General features: G+C 64.2%; 19 protein-coding genes. 14 read left to right on the forward strand and 5 right to left on the reverse strand.

The window, feature by feature from the left end:
- Positions 1-16 precede the first annotated feature (16 nt).
- Both phnL and QTL96_RS16290 read left to right on the forward strand, forming a co-directional pair.
- Positions 17-727, forward strand: coding sequence for a phosphonate C-P lyase system protein PhnL (gene phnL, locus QTL96_RS16285; RefSeq protein ID WP_112981688.1), 711 nt, complete (start codon positions 17-19; stop codon positions 725-727).
- Positions 724-1,341 (forward strand): DapH/DapD/GlmU-related protein, encoded by a 618-nt coding sequence (locus tag QTL96_RS16290; RefSeq protein ID WP_289728421.1) that lies wholly within the window; start codon positions 724-726, stop codon positions 1,339-1,341. Before phnL ends, QTL96_RS16290 begins: the two co-directional genes overlap by 4 nt.
- Before the next feature lie 62 nt (positions 1,342-1,403).
- Here the strand turns inward: QTL96_RS16290 and QTL96_RS16295 are convergent, their stop codons facing one another.
- Positions 1,404-2,327, reverse strand: a complete 924-nt coding sequence (locus QTL96_RS16295) for a DMT family transporter (RefSeq protein WP_289728422.1) — start codon at positions 2,325-2,327, stop codon at positions 1,404-1,406.
- 260 nt (positions 2,328-2,587) lie between these two features.
- Here QTL96_RS16295 and rsgA point away from each other — a divergent pair, with 260 nt between their 5' ends.
- From rsgA to QTL96_RS16345, 10 genes are all read left to right on the forward strand, one after another.
- Positions 2,588-3,607 carry a ribosome small subunit-dependent GTPase A gene (rsgA, locus tag QTL96_RS16300; RefSeq protein WP_289728424.1) on the forward strand — a complete coding sequence of 340 codons (1,020 nt, stop codon included), beginning with the start codon at positions 2,588-2,590 and terminating at the stop codon, positions 3,605-3,607.
- A gap of 312 nt (positions 3,608-3,919) precedes the next feature.
- Complete coding sequence (phnC, locus tag QTL96_RS16305; RefSeq protein ID WP_112534996.1) at positions 3,920-4,765, forward strand: phosphonate ABC transporter ATP-binding protein; 846 nt, start codon at positions 3,920-3,922, stop codon at positions 4,763-4,765.
- 87 nt (positions 4,766-4,852) lie between these two features.
- Entirely contained in the window at positions 4,853-5,764 is a 912-nt protein-coding gene (gene phnD, locus QTL96_RS16310; protein WP_047506750.1) for a phosphonate ABC transporter substrate-binding protein, read from the forward strand.
- Between the two features lie 70 nt (positions 5,765-5,834).
- Positions 5,835-6,815, forward strand: a complete 981-nt coding sequence (gene phnE / locus QTL96_RS16315) for a phosphonate ABC transporter, permease protein PhnE (protein ID WP_289728425.1) — start codon at positions 5,835-5,837, stop codon at positions 6,813-6,815.
- A complete protein-coding gene (gene phnE / locus QTL96_RS16320) occupies positions 6,815-8,161 on the forward strand; it encodes a phosphonate ABC transporter, permease protein PhnE (protein WP_018899241.1) in 1,347 nt (448 codons plus the stop codon). The genes phnE (QTL96_RS16315) and phnE (QTL96_RS16320) overlap by 1 nt, the downstream gene beginning before the upstream one ends.
- 120 nt (positions 8,162-8,281) lie before the next feature.
- A complete protein-coding gene (locus QTL96_RS16325) occupies positions 8,282-8,977 on the forward strand; it encodes a DUF1045 domain-containing protein (RefSeq protein WP_289728426.1) in 696 nt (231 codons plus the stop codon).
- A gap of 14 nt (positions 8,978-8,991) precedes the next feature.
- A complete protein-coding gene (locus QTL96_RS16330; RefSeq protein ID WP_289728427.1) occupies positions 8,992-10,131 on the forward strand; it encodes an alpha-D-ribose 1-methylphosphonate 5-triphosphate diphosphatase in 1,140 nt (379 codons plus the stop codon).
- On the forward strand, positions 10,128-10,742 hold the full coding sequence (phnN, locus tag QTL96_RS16335) for a phosphonate metabolism protein/1,5-bisphosphokinase (PRPP-forming) PhnN (RefSeq protein ID WP_112534993.1): 615 nt from the start codon (positions 10,128-10,130) through the stop codon (positions 10,740-10,742). Before QTL96_RS16330 ends, phnN begins: the two co-directional genes overlap by 4 nt.
- A gap of 5 nt (positions 10,743-10,747) precedes the next feature.
- Positions 10,748-11,269: a GrpB family protein gene (locus QTL96_RS16340; protein ID WP_289728428.1), complete on the forward strand. Its 522-nt coding sequence runs from the start codon at positions 10,748-10,750 to the stop codon at positions 11,267-11,269.
- Between the two features lie 737 nt (positions 11,270-12,006).
- On the forward strand, positions 12,007-12,492 hold the full coding sequence (locus QTL96_RS16345) for a GFA family protein (protein WP_289728429.1): 486 nt from the start codon (positions 12,007-12,009) through the stop codon (positions 12,490-12,492).
- Positions 12,493-12,528: 36 nt separating this feature from the next.
- On the opposite strand, the gene QTL96_RS16350 is transcribed toward QTL96_RS16345, so the two are convergent.
- Entirely contained in the window at positions 12,529-13,566 is a 1,038-nt protein-coding gene (locus tag QTL96_RS16350; protein WP_289728430.1) for an aldehyde reductase, read from the reverse strand.
- 122 nt (positions 13,567-13,688) lie between these two features.
- On the opposite strand from QTL96_RS16350, the gene QTL96_RS16355 reads away from it, so the two are divergent.
- Entirely contained in the window at positions 13,689-14,645 is a 957-nt protein-coding gene (locus QTL96_RS16355; RefSeq protein ID WP_289728431.1) for an AraC family transcriptional regulator, read from the forward strand.
- Positions 14,646-14,710: 65 nt separating this feature from the next.
- On the opposite strand, the gene QTL96_RS16360 is transcribed toward QTL96_RS16355, so the two are convergent.
- Positions 14,711-16,081, reverse strand: coding sequence for an MATE family efflux transporter (locus QTL96_RS16360; RefSeq protein ID WP_289728432.1), 1,371 nt, complete (start codon positions 16,079-16,081; stop codon positions 14,711-14,713).
- A 468-nt stretch (positions 16,082-16,549) separates the two neighbouring features.
- On the opposite strand from QTL96_RS16360, the gene QTL96_RS16365 reads away from it, so the two are divergent.
- A complete protein-coding gene (locus QTL96_RS16365; RefSeq protein WP_289728433.1) occupies positions 16,550-17,386 on the forward strand; it encodes an SDR family NAD(P)-dependent oxidoreductase in 837 nt (278 codons plus the stop codon).
- Between the two features lie 237 nt (positions 17,387-17,623).
- On the opposite strand, the gene QTL96_RS16370 is transcribed toward QTL96_RS16365, so the two are convergent.
- Both QTL96_RS16370 and polA read right to left on the reverse strand, forming a co-directional pair.
- Positions 17,624-20,284 carry a DNA translocase FtsK gene (locus QTL96_RS16370; RefSeq protein WP_289728434.1) on the reverse strand — a complete coding sequence of 887 codons (2,661 nt, stop codon included), beginning with the start codon at positions 20,282-20,284 and terminating at the stop codon, positions 17,624-17,626.
- 274 nt (positions 20,285-20,558) lie between these two features.
- Entirely contained in the window at positions 20,559-23,558 is a 3,000-nt protein-coding gene (polA, locus tag QTL96_RS16375; RefSeq protein WP_289728435.1) for a DNA polymerase I, read from the reverse strand.
- Positions 23,559-23,614: the final 56 nt, after the last annotated feature.

Below are 23,614 nucleotides of genomic sequence, written 5' to 3' on the forward strand. Positions count from 1 at the left end.
ACCAGGGAAGTCAATCATGGCAACGCCACTCGTTGTTTCGGAAGTCTCCAAGAGCTTCACCATGCATCTGCGCGACGGCATCAAGCTGCCTGTCGTCTCGGATGTCTCCTTCTCCGTCGCCTCGGGCGAATGCGTCGTGCTCGGCGGCCCCTCGGGCATCGGCAAGAGCTCGCTGTTGAAGATGATCTACGGCAACTACGCGGTCGATAGCGGCCAGATCCTGGTCAAGCACCAGGATCGCATCGTCGATCTCGCCACCACCGATCCGCGCACCATCATCGAGGTCCGCCGCCAGACGCTGGGTTACGTCAGCCAGTTCCTGCGCACCGTGCCACGCGTCGCGGCCATCGATGTCGTCGCCGAGCCGCTGGTCGCCCGTGGCACGAAGGCGGATGTCGCGCGTGAAAAGGCAGCCGAACTGCTCGCCAAGCTCAACCTGCCGGAAGCGCTCTGGCAGCTGCCCCCCGCCACCTTTTCCGGCGGCGAGCAGCAGCGCGTCAACATCGCCCGCGGCTTCATCACCGATCATACGATCCTGCTGCTCGACGAGCCGACCGCCTCGCTCGACGCGAAGAACCGCGCTGTCGTCGTCGAAATGATCGCCGAGAAGAAGGCCAAGGGCGTTGGCCTGCTCGGCATCTTCCACGACGAGGAAGTGCGCGAGGCCGTCGCCGACCGTATTCTCGACGTGCAGAAATTCTCGCCACGGAGGCCGATCGCAGCATGAGCCGCAAGATTGGCCTCAAGCCCTATATCCACGAGACCGCCTCGGTGAACAATTCGACGCTCGGCCGCTACACCGAGCTGTCGGAGCGCTGCCGCATCGACGAGGTCGAGCTTGGCGATTACTCCTACGTCATGCAGGACGGCGCCATCTGGTGCGCCACGATCGGCAAGTTCGTCAACATCGCCGCCTCCGTGCGCATCAATGCTACCAACCATCCGACCTGGCGCGCCACGCTGCACCACTTCACTTACCGCGCCGCCGATTACTGGCCGGATGCGGACATGGAGACGGAGTTCTTCGAATGGCGCCGCTCCAACCGCGTCACGATCGGCCATGACGTCTGGATCGGCCACGGCGCCACGCTTCTGCCTGGCGTCAGCGTCGGCAACGGCGCCGTCATCGGCGCCGGCGCGGTGGTCTCCAAGGATGTGGCACCCTACACCATCGTCGGCGGCGTGCCCGCCAAGCTGATCCGCGAGCGCTTCGGCAAAGAGATCGGCGAACGCATGGACAAGCTCGCATGGTGGGATTGGGAGCACGACCGGCTGCGCGTGGCACTCGCCGATTTCCGCGCGCTCAACGCAGAGGATTTCCTGGCGCGATACGAGGCCTAGGCCGCCTATCCCTTCGCATCAAACCTCTCCGGCGCGGATAGATCCCCATTCGCGCCGAGGCCCTAGCTGAGGCTGATCAGCGCCGTGCCCGCGATGGCAAGGGCTGCCCCGCCCCAGGCATGCGCACGCGGCATCTGCCCGCTGCGCAGCCACACCATCGGCAGGATGACGACAGGCGTCATCGAAGACAGCGTCGAAACGATCCCGACATTGCCGGTCTTCAGGGCCGCCATCAACAGCGACATCCCGAGCGCCGTGCCAAAGAAGGCGGCGGTGGCCGCAAGGCCGAAATCCCGCGCCCGAAAGCCGTTTGCCTGCGCCCGCACCCGGGGCAGCGACAGAAGCGCCCAGAAGCAGATCACCGCCAACCCCGAGCGCACCGCCATCGCCGTGAATGGCTCGACACCAGCAGCCATCGCCGGCCGCGCCGTCAGGCTCCCCAGCGCCTGCCCGAGCGCGGTCACGACCCCAAGCGTTATGCCGAGCTTGGACACCGGTGGTGTTGACGGCGCCGGCTCCGCGATCGGCTCGCCATCGGCAAGCGGGATCATCGGCGCCGGCCGACGCCGGCGAAAGCCGATGGCAATCACGGTGCCGCATAAAATGAGCACGACCCCGAACCCCTGACGCAGATCGATCGTCTCGCCCAGCGCGACATAGCCCAGCACCAGCGCGAATGGCGAGGCCAGCGAAAACAGAAGCGCCGTCACACGCGGCCCGGCCGTATAGATCGCCGCGAAATAGGTGGTGCTGGCAATCACGATCCCGAACACGCTGGAGGCTAAGAGCGACCCGAGCTGCCAAGCCCCAAGCGTCGCCCACCCGCCGGCAATCGTCGCCGCCATCGCCGTCATCGCGAAAGCAGCGGTCAGCTGCCAGCGCGCCAGCTGCATCAAAGGCACCCGCCCGTTGAGCTCGTTGATGAACATTGAGCTGAGCGCGATGCAGGTGGCCGAACCGATTGCGAAGGCTTCCGAGACGAACATGGAGATTTCCTTGAGGGGCAACGCAGCTTTCAGGAAAGTCTCGCGGGAAATCAAGATGCTATGAGGCGCGAAAGGCACCAATCTCTGCCGGTGACTTGGCGGTCCAACAGCAACAGGGATCGGCTGCCGTTTTCCGCCCGGATGTCTCGCATGGTGCAAACCCCATATCTTCCCGCCGAAGCTTCCGCTAATGTCCGCGTCACCACGCATCCCATCACGGAGCCAGCCTTGACCCATACGCCGCAGTCCCCGGTGAACCTTTGACGACCGATCACGAAGCGACATTCCTGGCCTCGCTTGGCTGGTCCGAGTTCTTTTCCGATCAGCTGACGGATGACGATCATGGCCTCATCCCCCGTCGCATCGCCGAAGTGCACCGCAGCCGCCTGAGCGTCACCTCGCTGGATGGCCTGATCCGGCTCAAGATCTCGCATCAGCTGAATACGTCCGAATTTGCCGTCGGCGATTGGGTCATGGTCGATCCCGAGGACGACAGCCTGGTGCGCCGGCTGGAGCGCCGCACGCTGCTGCAGCGCCGCGTCGAAGGACGTCAGGGCCAGCAGCTCGGCGCCGCCAATGTCGATACGCTTCTGATCGTCACCTCCTGCAACGCCGATTTCAACGTCGCCCGCCTCGAGCGCTACATGGCGCTCGCCAACCAGGCGGAGACGACGCCCGTCATCGTGCTGACCAAGGCCGACCTCGCCCCTGATGTCGCGGAATACGAAGCCCAGGCGAAAGCCCTGCAGCGCGATCTTGCGGTCGTCGTGCTCAACGCCAAGAGCGACGGTGCGGCTGCAGCTCTCGGTCCATGGAGCGGCTTCGGCCAGACGCTGGCGCTGATCGGCTCCTCCGGCGTCGGCAAGTCGACGCTGGTCAACGCGCTGGCGGGGCTGAGCGGCGAGGGCTCGCAGGCAACCGGCGGCATCCGCGAGCGCGACGCCAAGGGCCGCCACACCACGACCGCCCGCTCGCTGCACGCCATGGCCGGTGGCGGCTGGGTCATCGACACGCCAGGCATGCGCACGCTCCATGTCAGCGATGTGCAGGAGGGCATCGAGCAGGTCTTCTCCGAGATCACCGAACTTGCCGGACACTGCCGCTTCCGCGATTGCACCCACGACCACGAACCCGGCTGCGCCGTCCAAGCTGCCGTCAAATCCGGCACGCTGGCGCCCGAGCGCCTCGCCCGCTGGCGGGTGCTGCGCGACGAGAACGACAAGAACACCCCGAAGATGACCGGACCGAAGGGCAACAAGGTGCTGCAGAAGCGGCGGTGAGGAGGACGCGGGAGTGGGCGCGAGAACCATGCGCCAAGCAATGGCGTCACTAGCAGTGACTATGGAAATCTACTGTTTTTCACTAGACTTCGCCATGCACGGCTAGATTCGCTTGAACTTCGGGAAAATGCCGTAGACGTGCGCCACACTCACCACATCCCGCATCTGTCACAGAATTGTGACCCCACTGTCACGTTTCAATCCACCACAGCCCCGTTTGTGACAGCACTTACACAAAACTGACATTGGAGCTTCACGGACCGGGCCTAATGCACTCCCTCATATCGCGTTTGGGCTATGAGGAAGAGCATGATGTTCGAGCTGAAGAATGTCACCCGTCAATTCGGCAAGAAGATCGCCGTCGATAGTGTGACGCTTGACATCCCTCAGGGCCAGATGGTCGGCATTATCGGCCGTTCGGGCGCCGGCAAGTCCACGCTTCTGCGCATGATCAACCGCCTGCAGGAGCCGAGCTCCGGCTCGATCCATTTCAACGGCACGGAAGTGTCGGGCCTGCGCGGCAAGTCGCTGCGCAACTGGCAGCGCGATTGCGCCATGATCTTCCAGCAGTTCAATCTCGTGCCGCGCCTCGACGTGATGACCAATGTCATCCTCGGCCGTCTCAACCACCGCTCCACCGTGCTCAGCCTGCTCGGCGTCTTCACCCGCGAAGAGCGCGTGCAGGCGATCGCGGCGCTTGAGCGTCTCGGCATCGAGCAGACCGCGCTGCAGATGGCCGGCACGCTCTCGGGCGGCCAGCAGCAGCGCGTGGCGATTGCCCGCGCTCTCATGCAGGCGCCGAAGATGCTGCTTGCCGACGAGCCGATCGCCTCGCTCGACCCGCTGAACGCCAAGATCGTCATGGACGCGCTGCGCGATATCAACGAGCGCGAAGGCATCACCGTCATCACCAACCTGCACACGCTCGACACCGCGCGCAGCTATTGCGAGCGCATCGTCGGCATGGCCGGCGGCCGCGTCGTTTTCGACGGCAAGCCGTCCGAACTGACGGCTGATGCCGTCAACGAGATCTACGGCACCGACAAGAACGGCGCCGGCATCGACGAATCCATGACGTCCACCAGCCTGGATAACATCAAGGGCAAGCAGCAGGACGCCGTATCCCGCGTGATGGCCGCCTCCGCCGTCATGCGCTGACAAGTTTCCGGCCGGGGGAAAAAGCCGGAAAAGCACAGATCCCCAGTAACTTACAGTCACTGACAAACGTCACCAAAGGAGACTACCATGTCTGCGTTCCGCAAGATCCTGATGGCAACGATCGCCATCGCCACCGTTGCAGGCCAGGCCTACGCTCAGGACGTTAAGGTCCTGCGTATCGGCCTCGACGGCGGTGAAAACGAAGCCGACCAGGTTCGCCGCACCGAGTGCGTCAAGCCGGGCCTCGTTGCCGCTACCGGCGTTTCGGAAGTCCAGATCTTCCCGTCGCCGAACTATAACGGCGTCATCCAGGGCCTGCTGGGCGGCACCATCGACCTCGCTGTCATGGGCGCTTCCTCCTACGCCTCGATCTACCTCAAGGATCCGAACGCCGTTACGCCGGTTCTGACCACCAAGCAGGAAGACGGCTCGACCGGCTACTACTCGATCATGGTCGCCCGCAAGGATTCGGGCATCAAGACGCTCGCCGACGCCAAGGGCAAGAAGCTCGGCTTCGCTGATCCGGACTCGACCTCGGGCTACCTCGTCCCGAACGTCTCGCTGCCGAAGGATGTCGGCATGCCGGTCAAGCAGTACTTCTCCGAAACCGGCTTCGGCGGCGGCCATGAGAACCTCGTTCTCGGCGTTCTCGACAAGAAGTTCGACGTCGGCACCACCTTCGGCTCCGCCACCGGCGATTGGGCCCAGGGCTACACCTCCGGCAACCTGCACATCATGGTCACCAAGGGCCTGCTCGACATGGACGATATCGTCCAGGTCTGGAAGTCCCCGCTGATCCCGAACGGCCCGCTGATGGTTTCCAACAAGCTGCCGTCCGACATCCAGAAGAAGGTCACCGCCTACTTCGCCGAACTGCCGAAGACCGACAAGGGCTGCTTCGACAGCTTCACCGGCGGTGGTTACGTCGATTGGTCGCCGGTCGACCAGTCCTTCTACCAGACGATCATCGACGCTCGTAAGTCGGTTATCGGCGGTTGATCCGAACCTCTGAATAAACTCGCGGCGGCATCATCATGGTGCCGCCGTTCGTTCAACAAGGATGCTCAACATGGCGCACGTGGCCGAACCCGACCACATGGGCGGACTGCAGCAAGGCTCCCGCACAATTCTCGATCACTACCAGCAACAGGTCCGGACACGGCGTATCTACACCGTGATCTCGATCGTTGTGTTCCTGATCGTCCTCGGTGCCTCGCTCGATTTCGCCAACAGCGCCAATTCGGGCAAGTTCTTCGAACGTCTGCCCTATCTCTTCGACTTCATGAAGCACTTCGTGCCGGACAGCCCGCTCGAAATCTTCCGCGCGATGTTCGACCTGCCGTCGCCCTATGCCGATGGCTCGATCAAGTATGATTACGTCAGCGACCGCGTCTACATCACCGACAGCGTCTACATCCCGAATTTCTTCTACCAGCTGGCGATCACCATCAACGTCGCCATCGTCTCGACCATCCTCGGCGCATCCGGCGCCTTCGTGCTCTGCTTCTTCGCCTCGACCAATCTGGTCGGCGCCGGCGCCACCCGCTGGGTCGTGCGCCGCATCATGGAAATCCTGCGCGCCTTCCCGGAGATCGTCATTGCCGGCCTGCTCGCCGCCATCCTGTCGATCGGCCCGATCTCGGCCATCATCGCGGTGTCGATCCACACCATCGGCGCGCTTGGAAAGCTGTTCTTCGAAGTGGTCGAGAATGCCGACATGAAGCCGGACGAGGGCCTGCGCGCATCCGGCGCCAGCTGGCTCGAGCGCGTCCGCTTCGCCATCCTGCCGCAGGTCATGCCGAATTTCGTCTCCTACACGCTGCTGCGCCTCGAGATCAACGTGCGCGCCTCCACCATCATCGGCGCCGTCGGCGGCGGCGGTATCGGCGAAGTCTTCAGCCTGGCGATCGGCCGCGATCACGCCGCCAAGACCTATGCCATCATCATCCTGCTCCTGATCACCGTCGTCTGCGTCGACCAGTTCTCCGCCTGGCTCCGCCGCCGCATGATCGGCAAGCAGTCCTTCGAATTCGGCCGAGGAGCAGCCTGATGTCGTCGCTCACAGTCAACGCCGCCGATCGCCAGCGCCTGCTGGACAATTATCCCGAAGTCTTCCACCGCAGCTTCATGCAGCGCTGGGGTCTCGCCCTTATCGCCGGCCTCGTCATCATCTACCTCGCGCTCGCATTCAATTTCTTCAAGGTCATCCCGACCTTCGTCAACGGCAATTGGGACCGCGCCTCGATCTACGTCCAGGACTGGTACTCCTGGCGCGCCCAGCCGCGCCTGCGCTTCGTCGATGGCAAGGTCGTGCCGCAGTGGACGAGCCGCGGCCAGTATCCGAAAGACGCCGTCATCGCATGGATGTTGCCGACCGCAGCCGGCGGCTACACCGTCACCTACGGCAGCGATGCCGACCGCATGGAAGTGACGCCCGAGCGTGTCGACGTCTATCTCGGCGGCAAGCTCTATCCTGTCGAGATCACCAAGGACCGCGCCATCCTGCCGCCGGGCGCGCCCGCCGTCATGAAGCAGGACGATAGCAAGGTCACCGTCTCCTTCGGCTTCGAGGGCCAGGCGGAAATCCGCTCGACGCAGGTCTATGTGCAGCGCCGCTTCCTCGGCTGGGCCAATTTCTTCTTCGACACGCAGTCGCCCTTCTGGGGCAAGAGCCTCGTCGATGTCGCCGGCCTCATGCTGTCGGGTGATCGTATCGATCCCGCGCAGTCCAACGCCTCCCTGGTGCTCGACAATTTCCTCAACAATGCCAGCTGGCAGCACGGCGATATCCTGTCGAAGCTGATGCAGACGCTGGTCATGGCCTTCGTCGGCACGCTGCTCGGCTCGCTCTTCGCCTTTCCGCTGGCCTTCATCGCCGCGCGCAACATCACGCTCAACCGCTCGGCCAACTGGGCGACGAAGCGCCTCTTCGATTTCCTGCGCTCGATCGACATGCTGATCTGGGCGCTGTTCTTCACCCGCGCCTTCGGCCCCGGGCCGATCCCCGGCATTGCCGCCATCTTCTTCACCGACACCGGCGCACTGGGCAAGGTCTATGCCGAGGCGCTGGAGAATGTGGATGACAAGCAGCGCGAGGGGGTCAAGTCGGTGGGTGCTTCGCCCGTCGTCGTCCAGCGCTTCGGCGTGGTGCCGCAGGTGCTGCCGATCTTCATCTCGCAGTCGCTCTATTTCTGGGAATCCAACACCCGCTCGGCCACCGTCATCGGCGCCGTCGGCGCAGGTGGTATCGGCCTGAAACTCCTGGAATCCATGAAGACCAACTCCGATTGGGACAAGGTCGCCTACATGGTGCTCCTCATCCTCATCGTCGTCTTCGTCTTCGACAATATCTCCAATGCGCTGCGTTCGCGGGTGATGGGCAAAAAGACCCATTGATGGGTCTTGATCATCATCATTCTGTCACGGAAATCTTTTAGCCGGAAGCAAGCTTGCGGCGGGCGGTCAAATCACGGCAGACTGCCTCCCGCATCCACATAGATTTCCGGGATACTGGCCTTGCGATACGCACTCTATTTCACGCCGCCGAAGGGTGATCCCTTGAACGTGGCGGCAGCCCATTGGCTCGGTCGCGATGCCTTCACCGGCGAAACTTATCCGGCTCCCGATTATCCTGATCTCCCTGCCGCCGAGCAGTTCGAGCTCACCGCCGATCCGCGCCGCTATGCCTTCCACGCCACCATCAAGGCGCCGTTCCATCTCGCCTCCTCGGTCACCGAAAAGGACCTGATACAGGCCGTCGAGGATTTCGCCGCCGCGACACCGGCCTTCGAGATCCCCGAGCTGGTGCTCGGCCAGCTCGGCCGCTTCTTCGCGCTCGTGCCCGGCTCCCTGCATCCGCCGCTTCAGCAATTTGCGGCCTCCGTGGTAAAGTCCTTCGAACCCTTCCGCGCGGCATTGTCCGAAGCCGATATCGCCCGGCGCAATCCGGACAAGCTCAGCGAAAGCCAGAGGGCCAATCTGTTGCGCTGGGGCTATCCTTACGTGATGGATGACTTCGGTTTCCACATGACGCTTTCCGGCCAGGTGCCGGAAGAGCGCGCCGAGGTGATGAAGACCATTCTCGCCGAGCGTTTCGCCGCCTTCACCGGCCGGCCGCTTTTGATTTCGGGCCTTGCCGTTTTCGTCGAAGAGACGCGCGGCGCGCCGTTTACCGCCCATTCCTGGTGGCCGCTTGCCGCCGCCAAACCTTGAAAGATCTGACGCCCATGACCAAAGAAACCGTCTTCTCCAACGCCCGCATCGTCCTCGAGGATGAAATCGTCGAAGGATCGGTCCTCGTTCGCGACGGCAAGATCGAAGATATCGCAAGCGGCAGCTCCCGCCTCGGCGAGGATTTCGAGGGCGATTACCTGATCCCCGGCCTGGTCGAGCTGCACACCGACCATCTGGAAGGCCACTATTCGCCGCGTCCCGGCCTGCGCTGGAACAAGACGGCGGCGATCCAGGCGCATGACGCCCAGATCGTGACGTCAGGCATCACCACGGTCTTCGATTGCCTGCGCATGGGCGCCGACGAAGATGGCGGCTTCGAGCATGGCGAAATGCGCGACATGGCCGATGCCATCCAGAAGGCCGAGAAAGAGGGCCGCCTGCGCGCCGAGCACCTCATCCACCTGCGCTGCGAAGTCTCCGCCGACAACGTGCTGCAGCACTTCGCCGATTTCGAAAACGACCCCTATGTCCGCCTCGTCTCGCTGATGGACCATGCGCCGGGCCAGCGCCAGTTCCAGACCATGGACCAGTACATCTTCTATTATCAGAAGAAGCGCGGCCTCACCGACGCCGAGTTCGCCAAGTTCGTCGATCGCCGTGTGTCGGAATCCGAGCGCAACTCGACGCCGCACCGCGTCGCGATCTCGAAGGTCTGCGCCGAGCGCGGCATCACGGTCGCCAGCCATGACGACGCAACGCTCGCCCATGTCGACGAGGCGATCGAAAACGGCGTGCGTCTTGCCGAATTCCCGACCAGCTTCGACGCCGCCAAGGCCTCGCATGAAAACGGCATGAGCGTGCTGATGGGCGCGCCGAATATCGTGCGCGGCAAGTCGCACTCCGGCAACATCGCCGCCCGCGATCTCGCCGAGCGCGGCGTGCTCGACGTCCTCTCCTCCGATTACGTTCCGCTCAGCCTGCTCTACGCACCCTTCCTGATTGCCGACGAAGTCGAGAGCATTTCGCTGCCCAAGGCGATCGCCATGGTCACGTCGACTCCATCACGCACGGTGAGCCTCAACGATCGCGGCCGCATCGCAACCGGGCTCCGCGCCGATCTCGTCCGCGTCTTCCGCGACGAGGGCGTTCCGGTCAGCCGCTCCGTCTGGCGCGAAGGGCGCCGGGTCGCATGACCGCGCACGAAACCCATCCCTCGCACGAGCCCCATGTCGTTCCCGGCACCGAGCACGGCATCATGGTGGTCGTGGTCGGCCCCTCCGGCGCCGGCAAGGATACGCTGATGGCGGCCGCCGCCCGGCATTTCCGCGAGCGGCAGGACGTCCATTTCGTCCGCCGCGTCATCACCCGTGATCACGACGCCGGCGGCGAGGATCATCTCGCCGTCTCGCCCCAGGGCTTCGCCTCTATGGAGCAGGCCGGCAGCTTCTCCGTCTGGTGGGAAGCCCACGGCCTGAAATACGGCATCCCCTCGGAAGTCTCGGTGTCGCTGTCAGCCGGAAGCCTCGTCATCGCCAACGGCTCGCGCTCGGCGCTGCACCATTTCCACGCCGTCTTCCCGCGCCTGAAGGTGATCAACGTCACCGCCCGCGCAGACGTGCTGGCAAGCCGGCTGGAGGCCCGCGGCCGCGAGACCCACGAGGACATCATGGCCCGCCTGGCCCGCGGCCCGCTCACCGTGCGCGGCGATTATGACGTCGTCGATCTCGACAATAGCGGGTCCTTGGAACAGGGCGAACGCCGCATGGTTGAAGTCCTCGAGGGCTTCCTCCAGGAGATCGGCTGAAGACGATGCGGCCGATCCGGGTTATCGACTATGATCCGCGTTGGCCCTCGTTCTTCCAGGCCGCGCGCGACGAAATCCTGTCGCTCGCCCCCGGCCTCATCCTTGCTGTCGAACACATCGGCAGCACCGCCCTCCCCGGCCTCGCCGCCAAGCCGAAGATCGACCTCGACGCCGTCCTGATCGACGCCGACGCCCTCGCCACCCTCACCGAGAAACTCGCGCTCTCCGGCTTCCGTGCCCACGGCGACCCGCATGGCGACGGCCGCCTGCCATTCACCCGCGAGCACGAAGGCTACGGCCTGCGCCTCTACCTCTGCCTCCACGCCAACCCCGCCCACCACGACCGCCTCCTCTTCCGCGACCACCTGCGCCTCCACCCGGACCGCGCCGCCGAATACCAGGCGCTGAAGCAGCGCCTCGCCGAGGAATCCGCCGGCGACTGGGACCACTACACCGGCGGCAAGAGCGCCTTCGTGGCCGAGACGCTGCGCCGCGCCGAGGCCGAGATATCGGCGTCGCGGGGATAATTTTGTTGCGCGGTGAAAGATATCGCCGCGATATCAGCCGCTTGCGGATTTCGTCTTCCCCATCCATCCCCGCCGAAACCATCCAGCCGATACTGATGGCGTCATTGGACAGGGAGCCGGGTCGCGAACCGGATCTGACACATCAGGGCGCAAGCCCGGCGTCCGGTGATGGTTGTTGAGAGGTGGGTGTTGAGGCCGTCAGGACCTCGCATCCATCCGGAAGCGAAAGGCCGAGAGACGCTCCTGTCGGCCTGGATATCCGGAAGCCTTGATATGATCGGGCAGGCGACATTGCCTGACAATCCTATCTTATACCGACCACCGCCTGCCCATTCCCAGCTTGTCATGTCATGCCGTCGCGGAGAGCTCTCCGGCGCGGGGTTTTGTGGTGTGCGGTTGGCGCGCTGTCTGTGCCCGACGCCTTTTATTCAGGTTTTGCCGAGCCATACCCCCCTCTGCCCTGCCGGGCATCTCCCCCACAGGTGGGGAGATTGGCTGGGCGCGGCCGCTCGTTCCACGCTCATTGTTTGGCTCTGAACAAGCCACGAGTCGATCTCCCCCCTTGTGGGGGAGATGTCCGGCAGGACAGAGGGGGGTATCTCACGGTAAAACCTCAACGATTGTCCGCGCCGTCGCCCCGCAGCCCCCCCCCACCAACGTCACCCACAAAATCCCATCCCGTCTTGCAGCCGACACACCCCTTCTCTACCGTCCCCGCACAAACCCAAGGACACCCCATGACCGACGCAAGACCCCAGCATAACGCCGCCTGCCACTGCGGCACCGTCAAATTCAAGGTGCGGCTGACGGACGAGTTCAACACCATCCGCCGCTGCACCTGCTCCTATTGCCGCATGCGCGGCGCCATCGCCGCCTCCGCCAATCTCGATGACATCGAGTTCGTCGAGGGCGAGGACAATCTGACGCTCTACCAGTTCCACACCGGCACGGCGAAGCACTACTTCTGCAAGACCTGCGGCATCTACACCCACCACCAGCGCCGCTCCAACACCAGCCAGTTCGGCATCAACGTCGCCGTCATCGAAGGCGTCAGCCCTTTCGATTTCGCCGAAGTAAAAGTCATGAACGGCATCGCCCACCCCAACGATTCCGGTGGCACGTCCGAGGTCGCCGGCGTGCTCAGGTTCGACAAACTTCGCGGCCATGCCGGGGAGGGCCCAAGCACCGACGCGGTTATGGCGCTCACCCGAGGCGAAGCGTAACGCCGATCGACACCGGCGCTAACGTAGCTCCCATCCCTACACCAACTGAAGCCGAACCAAGCTCTCGGCGCAGGCAACGATCGCCTCTTCCCTTGAGCGCGGCGCCCACCCCAGCAGGCGTTCGGCCTTCTCGCCCGTCGCGTTCATGTCGTAGTTGAGGAGCGGCACCACGGCCTTCAGCTGCGCATTCGTCTCGCCGGCGATCCGCACCTGCTCGTCGGGCCAGACATCGGTCGAGACCTTCGCCGCCGCTGCACCCAGCCTTTGCCGCAGCAGCTCCGCGACCTCGACCATCCACAGGCTGTCACCGACGGTAGCGAGGAAGCGCTCGCCGGCAGCCGCGGGGTCGGTCATGCAGCGCATGTGGAGATCAGCAACATCGCGCACGTCGACGCAGCAGGAATTGACGTTCACGCAGCCCGGCTGCCCCTTCATCATGTTGGCGATCAACCGGATCGAGTGTGAATAGTCGGCGCCGAGAACCGGGCCGTAGACCGCGACTGGATTGACCGCCGAAAGCTCCATGCCTTTGCCCTCGCGGGCGATGAACTCCCAGGCGGCGCGCTCCGACAGTGTCTTCGATTTCTGGTAAGGCGCGACATTGCCTTCGAGATTGCTCCAGTCAGTCTCGTCGAACGGCCGCCGGTGGTCCGGCCCATGGCCGACGCCGATGGCGCCGAAGGCCGAGGTCAGCACCACGCGGCTGACGCCGGCATCGCGCGCCGCCCTGAGCACCCTCAGATTGCCGTTGACGGCAGGCTCGATCCAGTCCTCCTCGCGCGTCTGGTCGCCCGATGGGGTCGGCGAGGCGCCGTGCATCACGTAAGTGCAGCCAGCGGCGGCCTCCGCCCAACCCTTGTCATGGTCGAGATCGGCGATCGCGAAGGACAGTTGATCGCCGGCATCGACGCCGCCGGCCTTCAGATGCGCCCGCACCTCGTCCTCGCGTCCGGCTGAGCGGATGGTAGTGCGCACGCGATAACCGTCTTTCAGCAGCGCCAGCATGCAATATTGCGCAATGAACCCGGTGCCGCCGGTGACGAGAACGAGCGTGTCTTTACTATCAGTCGTCATAATCTGCCTCATGTCTATGCCGCCGCATCGGGCCGCGGCGAACTTCGATGACGGGAAGGTAGGCAGCCAGGTCCGTACTGTGAATGCTTGAAAATCCGCATCACTTGCGCGATAGTTCGATAATGCTCGCTGATCCTTTCTCCGATGTCCTAAGCCTGACGAAAGCCGAGGCGATCGTCACTGGCGGCTTCACCGCCGGCGGTCCGTGGTCGATCGCCTTTCCGGGGCGCGACAAGATCAAGTTCTTCGCGGTGGTGAAGGGCGGCTGCTGGGTAACGCTGGAGGGCGAGGCCGAGCCGGTCCGCTTCGAGGAGGGCGATGTCGGCCTCCTCGCCAAGAAGCGCAGCTTCGTGCTGTCAAGCGATCCCGCGCTTCAGCCCGTCGACGCCATGAGCATATTCACCGGCGCGGGGCGGCGGCTGATGACGCTGGGAGATGGCAATGATTTCGCCCATATCGGCGGCCATGTCGCGCTCGATCCGCTAAGGGGCGGCCTGTTGTCGGATATCCTGCCCACCTGGATCCACACGCGTGCCGCCTCTCCACAGGCCGCCATCTTTCGCTGGCTGCTCGACCGGCTGATCGAGGAGCGCGATATCGGCCAGCCGGGTGCGGCGCTTGCCTCCGCGCAGCTGACCCAGCTGCTCTTCATCGAAATCCTGCGCTCGCACTTAAGCGCCGCCGACCGCATGCCCGCCGGATGGCTGAAAGCGCTCGCAGAACCCAGGATCGCGCCGGCGCTACGCCTGATGCATGGCGAACCCGCGCGCGCCTGGCATCTGGAGGAGCTGGCCAGCGCCTGCGCCATGTCGCGCACCTCGTTTGCCGTGCATTTCAAAGCGGTCTCGGGTATCGCCCCGCTTGCCTATCTCACGGAATGGCGCATGCGCCTTGCCGAGCGGGCGCTGCGCGAAGCCCGCACCCCCATCGCCTCGGTCGCCCGCTCGCTCGGCTACACCTCCGAAAGCGCCTTCAGCAACGCCTTCAAGCGGGTGAATGGCAGATCGCCATCCGCCTATAGGGTGGCGGTGAGTAGGCTGGATGCCGGCGATGGGAGTGAGTTGGCATCCGCGGGCTAAGTACCGCAGAAGCCGCCACTGTTGGGCGCCTCCCGCGCTTTCACGCTCGACGGCGGGCGGGCCCATCACCCCTGTCTCATCCGCTCTGCGCCGCGTATCACGACGGCGCCGAGAACCACCGCAGCGATCGCCACGGTCAGCCCGTCAGCGATCGGGAAGGCGAACCAGATGGCCGTTCTGTCCAGCAAAGCGGCAATGACGATGATGGCGACCGGAACAAGCACGAAGGACTTCATCAGCGTCAGAAGTCCGGCCTGCAGAGGTCGGCCGATCGCCTGGAAGTAAAGTGCGAGCACCAGCACCGGCCCCGAAAACAGATAGAGCGCGGCCATCGGTCTAAGAATCCGGGCGACCTCCTCGATAACGCCGGCATCGGCGATGAAGGCGGAGGCGATCAGTCGGCCTTGTGTCAGCAGCAGCAGTTCGACGGCGGCGCCGTAGATGAAGGCGGTTACTGCTGCAATCCGCAGAACCTGGTCGGCGCGATCCCAGCGCCCGGCTCCGACATTGTTGCCGACGATGCTCTGCATGGCGAGCGCTGCGGCCATGGGCGGCAGGAAGGCAAAGCCGAGAATGCGCGTGATGATGCCATAGGCGGCAACAGCCTGCGAATGGCCTTCACCTGACGAAGGCAGCGCAAGAACCACGCAAGTTGCCGTTAGCGCCATCCCCAGGAAAGTGAGGCTGACGGGAGCGCCGAGTGCCGCGATCTGCCCCCATTGCCCATACCATGCGTTCCGCCGCAGAGCGCCAAGCGGCATCATCTCCCGAGACCGTCGTCGCCCCTCGATAAGAAGAGCAAGGCCCGCCCCTTGCGCCAAAACGGTGCTCAAAGCCGACCCCGCGACGCCCATCGCAAGCGGCACGATCAGGATGTAGTTGAAGAGGATGTTGATCGATGTCACACCGAGCGACATCAGCGCCATGCTGCCCGCCCGGCCTTCGTTGCGCCAGGCATCCGCATGGATACCGAGCAGGAACTGCAGCGGTGTGCCTAAGAGGGTGATCATCAGGAAAACCCAGGCCATCCTGGCAACCGGCTCCGCCGTTCCCGCCATCCGCGTCGCAAACGTCCAGCCGCCGACGAGGAAGAGCAGGATCAGCACCAGGCCGATCATGATGGCCAGGCCATGCGCCCGGGCAAAGGTGGCGCCCGCCTCTTCGCGCGCACCGGCGCCGAGCTGTCTCGCAAGCAGACTGGACATGCCGCTGCCGACAAGCGTCGAAAGCGCGATGGTCAGAAGCAGAACGGGAAACGCGATGCTGATGGCCGCTATGGCCTCTTCCCCGACAAAGCGTCCAAGAAAGGCGGCATCGACGATGCCGAGCAGGCCGCTCATCGTCATGATGGCCACCATCGGCAAAGCGGTCGTGGCAAAGATCCGGCCCACGGGCGCGGTCAGGAATCGATTTTCGGGTGATTGTCTCGCAGACATCACGCACTCCTCAGATGAGGCATTTCGATTGAGGAGGGAGCCTGCATTGCCACCAACGAAATGCTTCGAGGGTGAGATGATATCGACGTCGAGCTTTTACCGTGACTTGCGTCCGCAGGCGGCAGGCACTCGAAACCTGCACCGGATCAATCATGTTGACGCGGGGCTGTCAATTCGAAAACCGGCGGACGACGGTTTCGCTTGTCGCTCAGGGCGTCGCTTCCGCTCCACCCCCTCATCGCCTCGCTACGCTCCGGCACTTCTCCCCGTCGGGGAGAAGTGGCAGGGAGCACCGTGTTGCTCCTCGTCGAGCGTTGATTTCAAGCCGGCATGTAGGCGAGAATATTGCGCGGCGCAACCACGAGTCTCTTCTCCCCGACGGGGAGAAGGTGGCGGCAGCCGGATGAGGGGGGCGCAGACGCCGGCGTTTCCACGCTAAGTCATCGACGCTACAGGGGGGAGAAAATCATGAAAGACACCGTCGCACTGGTCACCGGCGCAAGTCGCGGCGTCGGCCGCGGCATCGCGCTTGCGCTGCTCGCCGAGGGTGCCACCGTCCATGTCACGGGCCGAACGCACCATGAGACCGACATCCAAGGCAAGCGCCCAGGCTCCCTCGAAAGCCTCGCCAACGAAGCCGCCACGCTCGCCGGCCGCGTCGTCATTCATCATTGCGACCACGCCAACGACGCCGACACCCACCGTGTCGCCGAAGCGGTCACAGCCGGCGGAAAGCTGGATATCCTCGTGAACAACGCCTGGCCGGGCTACGAAAACATGGTCGAGAATGGCGATTTCACCTGGCCGCGCGCCTTCTGGGAGCAGCCTATTTGGCGCTGGGACGCCATGATCGGCACGGCGCTCAAGGCAGCCTTCCTGATGTCGCGCGCGGTGGCGCCGATGATGGTCGCAAACCGGCGCGGCCTAATCGTCAACATCTCGTTCTGGGCGTCGCGCTTTTATGATGGCAACGCCATCTACGGCATCTCCAAGGCCGCAGCTGACAAGATGGCAGCCGATTTCGCCCATGACCTGCGCCCGCACGATGTCGCGGCCGTCTCACTCTATCCCGGTCTGGTCCGCACCGAAGCGGTGATGGAGAACGCCGCATATTTCGACCTCTCCAACTCCGAATCCCCTCAGTTCATCGGCCGCATCATTTCAGGCCTCTGGCGCGATCCGGCGCTGATGTCGAAATCCGGCGAAGCCCTGATCGCAGCCTCACTCGGCCGCGAATACGATATCGCCGACGTCGATGGGTACAGGCCCGTTCCGCTGACCGAGGCGGATTTTGCTAAGACCTGAATCTGCTGCCAGCCCCTAACTCTGCCGTTATTGTTGGGCGAGACGTTTCACCGAGTCGATCTCCCCACTTGTGGGGGGCGCGTAGCGCGGGGCGAGACACGCGGCTCGGCTCCGGTGGCCCGGCAGGCAGAGGGGGGTAAGCCTCGTGGCGGGTCCAATCATTCTGCGTGTCAGCGGAACTGTCTAGCGAGCCGCCTCACCGCCCGCTACCATCCACGATCCGCATGGCGAGGGACCTCAATCCCCCTCGCCACGCCCATTGACGATCTCGCGCTTGCCTACATGGTTGGCGGGGCCGACCAGCCCTTCCTTCTCCATGCGCTCGACGAGCGATGCGGCGCGGTTGTAGCCGATGCCGAGGCGGCGCTGGATGTAGGAGGTCGAGCACTTCTTGTCGCGCAGGACGACCTTGACGGCCTTGTCGTAGAGGTCGTTGCCGTCCTCTGCCGCCATGTCGCCCTTGTCGAACACGGCGCTGTCTTCTTCCTCGCCATCTTCCTCTTCGTCGGCCGTGACCGTGTCGAGATATTCCGGGCGGCCCTGCGTCTTCAGATGCGCCACGACCTTCTCGACCTCGGCGTCGGAGACGAACGGCCCGTGGACGCGCGAGATGCGGCCGCCGCCCTGCATGTGCAGCATGTCGCCCTGGCCAAGCAGCTGTTCGGCGCCCTGTTCGCCGAGGATCGTACGGCTGTCGATCTTGGACGTCACCTGGAAGGAGATGCGGGTCGGGAAGTTGGCCTTGATCGTGCCGGTGATGACGTCGACCGAGGGACGCTGCGTCGCCATGATCAGGTGGATACCGGCCGCGCGCGCCATCTGCGCCAGACGCTGGATCGCGCCTTCGATTTCCTTGCCGGCCACCATCATCAGGTCGGCCATCTCGTCGACGATGACGACGATGTAAGGCATCGGCGTCAGGTCGAGTTCCTGCTGTTCCTCGATGGGCGCTCCGGTGCTGCGGTCGAAGCCGGTCTGCACCATGATGTGGATCGTCTCGCCCTTATCCTTTGCCTGCGCCACGCGGCTGTTATAGCCGTCGATATTGCGCACGCCGAGGCGCGACATCTTGCGGTAGCGCTCTTCCATCTCGCGCACCGCCCACTTCAGCGCCATCACGGCCTTCTTCGGGTCGGTCACGACGGGGGTGAGCAGATGCGGAATGCCGTCATAGATCGACAGTTCCAGCATCTTCGGGTCGATCATGATCAACCGGCACTGTTCCGGCGTCATCCGGTAGAGCAGCGAAAGGATCATGGTGTTGACGGCGACCGACTTGCCCGAGCCGGTGGTGCCGGCAACGAGCAGATGCGGCATCTTCGCAAGCTCGGCGATCACGGGCTCGCCGCCGATCGTCTTGCCGAGCCCGAGCGCCAGCTTGTAGCTGCTCTTCTCGAAATCGGCGCTCTCGATCATCTCGCGGAAATAGACGGTCTCGCGCAGCGCGTTCGGGAGTTCGATGCCGATGACATTGCGGCCGGGCACCACGGCGACACGCGCCGAAAGGGCCGACATCGAGCGGGCGATATCGTCGGCAAGGCCGATGACGCGCGAGGATTTCACGCCCGGCGCAGGCTCGAATTCATAGAGCGTGACGACTGGGCCGGGGCGCACATGGATGATCTCGCCCTTGATGCCGAAATCTTCCAGAACGCTTTCCAGAAGCCCTGCATTCTGCTCCAGCGCTTCCTGCGACATGATCTCGCCGACGCGTTCCGGCGGCTCCTGCAGCAGCGAGTTGGAGGGGAATTCGTAGCCGGAGGCATCGACCTTGGAGGGCACGAACTTGTGCGCCACCATGCGGGCAGCGGGCGCCAGCGGTGCGATCGCCGGCTGCGAGCGAACCGGCATCGGCGCGATCGGCTGCGCTACTGATGGCTGCGGCTCGATGGCGATGGGCTGCAAGACCTGCGGGGCAGGGGCGGGCGCCAGTGCCTCTGCGGCAGCTGCCTGCTGCTTCAGCCTGACGGCAAGCGGCTGGCGGATCGGCGCGCGGCCGGTGGTCGGGGCCGGCGCCACGACGACAGGCGCTGCAACGGAAACGGCAGGCGCAACTGTTACGACGGGCGCGGTGATCGGGGCTGCGACCGGAGCAGGGGTAACTGCAACCGGCAGCGGCGCGGCATAGGGCGCGGCGACCACGGGCTGCTTGCCCGGGCGCCATTCCATGATGCGGAACTGGCTGATGATCGAGTGGGGCTCGGAGACGGTCTGCGGCGCGACGATCTGCACCTGCGGTGCCGCTTCCGCCGGCTCGGCCGGCGCCTCGCCATCCTCGAAGGACATCACTTCCCAGAAGGCGAAGTCGGAGATCGAGGAGAGGTTGGAGGAGGCATGGAATTGCGCTTCGTCGGCGGTCTCGGAAACGACGATCGCGTTTTCCTCGACGGCAGCGACATTGGCTGCCGGCTGGTAGACGTCGAAGGGCACGTTAACAGCGATGGGCGCGCGCGGGCCAGCCGGCTGCGACGCATAGGCATTGCGTAGCGCCTGCTGTTGAACGTGTGGCTGCGGCTGCGTGGTGGCCTGGCGGGCAACATAGCCTTGGCGCGGCTGTGCGGCGGGCTGCGGCGTCACGACGATCGGCTGGGCGACCGGCGCCATCACCTTCACGGCCGCCGGTGCCACCACTTGGGCGGGCTGCGGGGCAGGTGTCGGCGCGGGTGTTGCCACCTGTGCGGGCTCCATCACCCGCTGCTGCACCGGCTCGGCCAGCTGCTTGCGCGGGTTGATCTGGCTCTCCGGCGTGCGGGTAAAGCGGACATTCGGCGCCAGCGAAAAGTGATTCTGCCAGATCGGCGGCACCGGCTTCTCGCCGGCCTGTTCCTGCAGCTGTTCGCCCTGGGCGTCGGCGGAAACCTCGCCGGCATCCGTCAGATTGGTTCTAGGAAAGCGCATACGACAGCCACTCACTCATGATTGGTAACTATTATCCTCTTCCGGCTTAGGAAATGAAGGTTAATAAGTTCCTTCTCGACGCCCCTGCGCGACAGCCGCAGCAAGGCGTAAATCGAGTGGTTTCAGTGACTTGCTTGATAAAGAAAATTTTAGCGATTTTTCGATGAGGCGCCCGCGCATCGGCCCGAAAATCAAAATCGATTTTCGGAAAGTCCGATGCGTGGATGCAAAAAGTTAGAGTGTTTCTTGTGCTTTCGCGCGAACGCGAGGCGCTCTAGTGCGCCTCGTCCCAGTTGGTCGCCGCGCGCGCATCCACCTTCAGCGGCACACGCATTTCGAGCGCCGGCATGGTGGCGTTTTCCATCACCGAAACGATGACAGGCATGGCCTTGTCGACGTCCTCGTCCTCGACCTCGAAGATCAGTTCGTCGTGCACCTGCAATAGCATGCGCACCCGCTCGGAAAGCCCGACCTCGGCCAGCGCCGGCTCCATCTTGATCATCGCCCGGCGGATCACGTCGGCGGCCGAGCCCTGGATCGGGGCGTTGATCGCCGCGCGCTCGTTGAAGGCGCGAACCGAGGGGTTGGAGGAGCGGATTTCCGGATAGTTGATTCGCCGCCCGAAGATTGTCTCGACATAGCCCTTGTCGCGCGCCTGCTGCTTGGTGCTGTCCATGTAGTTGCGGATGCCGGGGAAGCGCTCGAAATAGCGCTTGATGTAGTCGCTGGCTTCCGAGCGTTCGATGGAGAGCTGGTTGGCAAGGCCAAAGGCGGAGATACCGTAGATGATGCCGAAGTTGATCGCCTTGGCGCGGCGACGCACCTCTGACGGCATGCCCTCGACGGGAACGCCGAACATCTCGGACGCCGTCATCGCGTGAATGTCGATCCCGTCGGCGAAGGCCTGCGTAAGCTGCGGGATTTCGGCGACATGGGCAAGCACGCGCAGCTCGATCTGGCTGTAGTCGGCCGAGATCAGCTTGTGACCCGGCGTCGAGATGAAGGCGGTGCGGATCTTGCGGCCTTCGGCGGTGCGAACCGGAATGTTCTGCAGGTTGGGTTCCGACGAAGAAAGCCGCCCCGTCGTCGTAGAAGCCAGCGAGTAGGAGGTATGCACCCGTTTCGTCTGCGGGTGCACATAGCCCGGCAGCGCGTCGGTATAGGTGGATTTGAGCTTGGTCAGCTGTCGCCAGTCGACGATCTTGCGCGGCAGTTCCAGCCCGGCCGCGGCCAGATCCTCCAGCACGCTGGCCGAGGTGGACCACTGGCCGGTCTTGGTCTTCGAGCCGCCGGCAAGGCCCATCTTGCCGAACAGGATGTCGCCCAGCTGCTTCGGCGAGCCGATGTTGAAGCGCTCGCCGGCCAGCTGGTAGATCTCGTCCTCCAGCCTCGCCGCACCCTGCGCCAGCTCGCCCGAGAGACGCGACAGGATCTGCCGGTCGACGGTGATGCCCCGCTCTTCCATATGCGCGAGAACGGGCAGCAGCGGCCGCTCCAGCCGCTCGTAGACGGAGGTCAGCTTCTCGGCCGCCAGCCGCGGCTTCAGCACCATCCAGAGCCTGAGCGTCACGTCGGCATCCTCTGCCGCGTAATGCGTGGCGCGGTCGATATCGACGAGATCGAAGGAGATGTTCGACTTGCCGCTGCCGGCCACGTCCTTGTAGGCGATCGGCTTGTGGTTGAGGAATTTCTCCGACAGCGGATCCATGCCATGCGCGCCGGTGCCGGCGTCGAGCACGTAGGAGATCAGCATCGTGTCGTCGAAGTTCTTCGTCTCGATGCCGTAGCGCTTCATCAGCAGGTAGTCGTATTTCAGGTTCTGCGCCACCTTGAGCACCGACTGGTCCTCGAGCAGCGCCTTAAGCCTCGGCAGCGCATCGCGCATCGCGATCTGGTTCTCGGCCATGCCGCCGCCGAGCAGGTCGCCGACGCCGGTCTTGTGGCCGAGCGGCACATAGGCAGCGCGGATGTTGACGCCCGTGGGGCTCTTCGCGTTATCGGCAATCGCCATCGAGAAGCCGACGAGCTCGGCCTGCATCGCATCGAGCGAGGTCGTCTCGGTGTCGAAGCCGATTACGCCGGTCTCGCGCGCTTCCGCGATCCACTTGTCGAGCGTCGCGACATCGCGGATGGTCACATAGCGCGAATGGTCGAAGGGCAGGTTGGCGAAGGCATCGGCCCGCGACTTGGCGAAGTCGGATGGCGTGAAGCTGCCCTCGGGCGCAGCGGAGCCATTGACCTTTGCGGGAACCGCCACGGCATCACCGACGATCTCGGGCGTGCCGCCGGCAACCGGCGCCGGCTCCGCGACGTCGAGGTCGGGCCCATGCGCATTGGCGCCCCACTCGACCGGCACGTCCACCGCATCGATGGCACCAGCGTCGCATTCGCAGGCCTCGGCCACGCGCCGCGTCAGGCTGGTGAATTGCATGGCCTTCAGGAAGCCGATCAGCTTCGGCCCGTCCTGCGCCTCGAGAATGAGGTCGGTGACGGCGATGTCGAGCGGCACGTCGGTGCGGAGCTTGACGAGTTCACGCGACAGCCGCGCCTTGTCGGCATTCTCGATGATCGTCTGCCGGCGCTTCTCCTGCTTGATCTCGGTGGCGCGCTCAAGCAGCGTGTCGAGGTCGCCATATTCGGCAAGCAGCGTCGCCGCCGTCTTCGGGCCGATACCGGGAATGCCAGGCACGTTGTCGACGGAATCGCCGGTCATCGCCTGCAGGTCGATCATCTTCTCCGGCGGCACGCCCCATTTCTCGATCACGTCGGGAATGCCGATCTGCTTGTCCTTCATGCTGTCGTACATGTGGACGTTATCGGTGACGAGCTGCATCAGGTCCTTGTCGGAGGAGACGATCGTCACGTCGGCGCCGAGCGCTTCCGCCTGCCGCGCATAGGTGGCGATGATGTCGTCGGCCTCGAAACCCTCGGTCTCGATGCAGGGCAGGTTGAAGGCCCGCGTCGCCTGGCGGATCAGCCCGAACTGCGGGATCAGCTCTTCCGGCGGCGCCGAGCGGTTGGCCTTGTAGGCGTCGTAGAGATCCTTGCGGAAGGTCTTCGACGAATAGTCGAAGATGACGGCCAGATGCGTCGGCGTCACGCCCACCGACGTGTCGCGCGCCTCGGTCAGGAGCTTCCACAGCATGTTGCAGAAACCCGAGACGGCGCCGACAGGCAGCCCATCGGATTTGCGCGTCAGCGGCGGCAGGGCATGGAAGGCTCGAAAGATGAATCCGGAGCCGTCGACAAGAAAGAGATGATCGCCTTTTTTCATGGCAGCATGGATAGCGCGCCGGCCTTGCGAGGTCCATATAAAGTTAGGGTGTCCAA

Origin of the sequence: Rhizobium sp. S163 (genome assembly GCF_030380805.1) — a bacterium.
GTDB lineage: Bacteria > Pseudomonadota > Alphaproteobacteria > Rhizobiales > Rhizobiaceae > Rhizobium.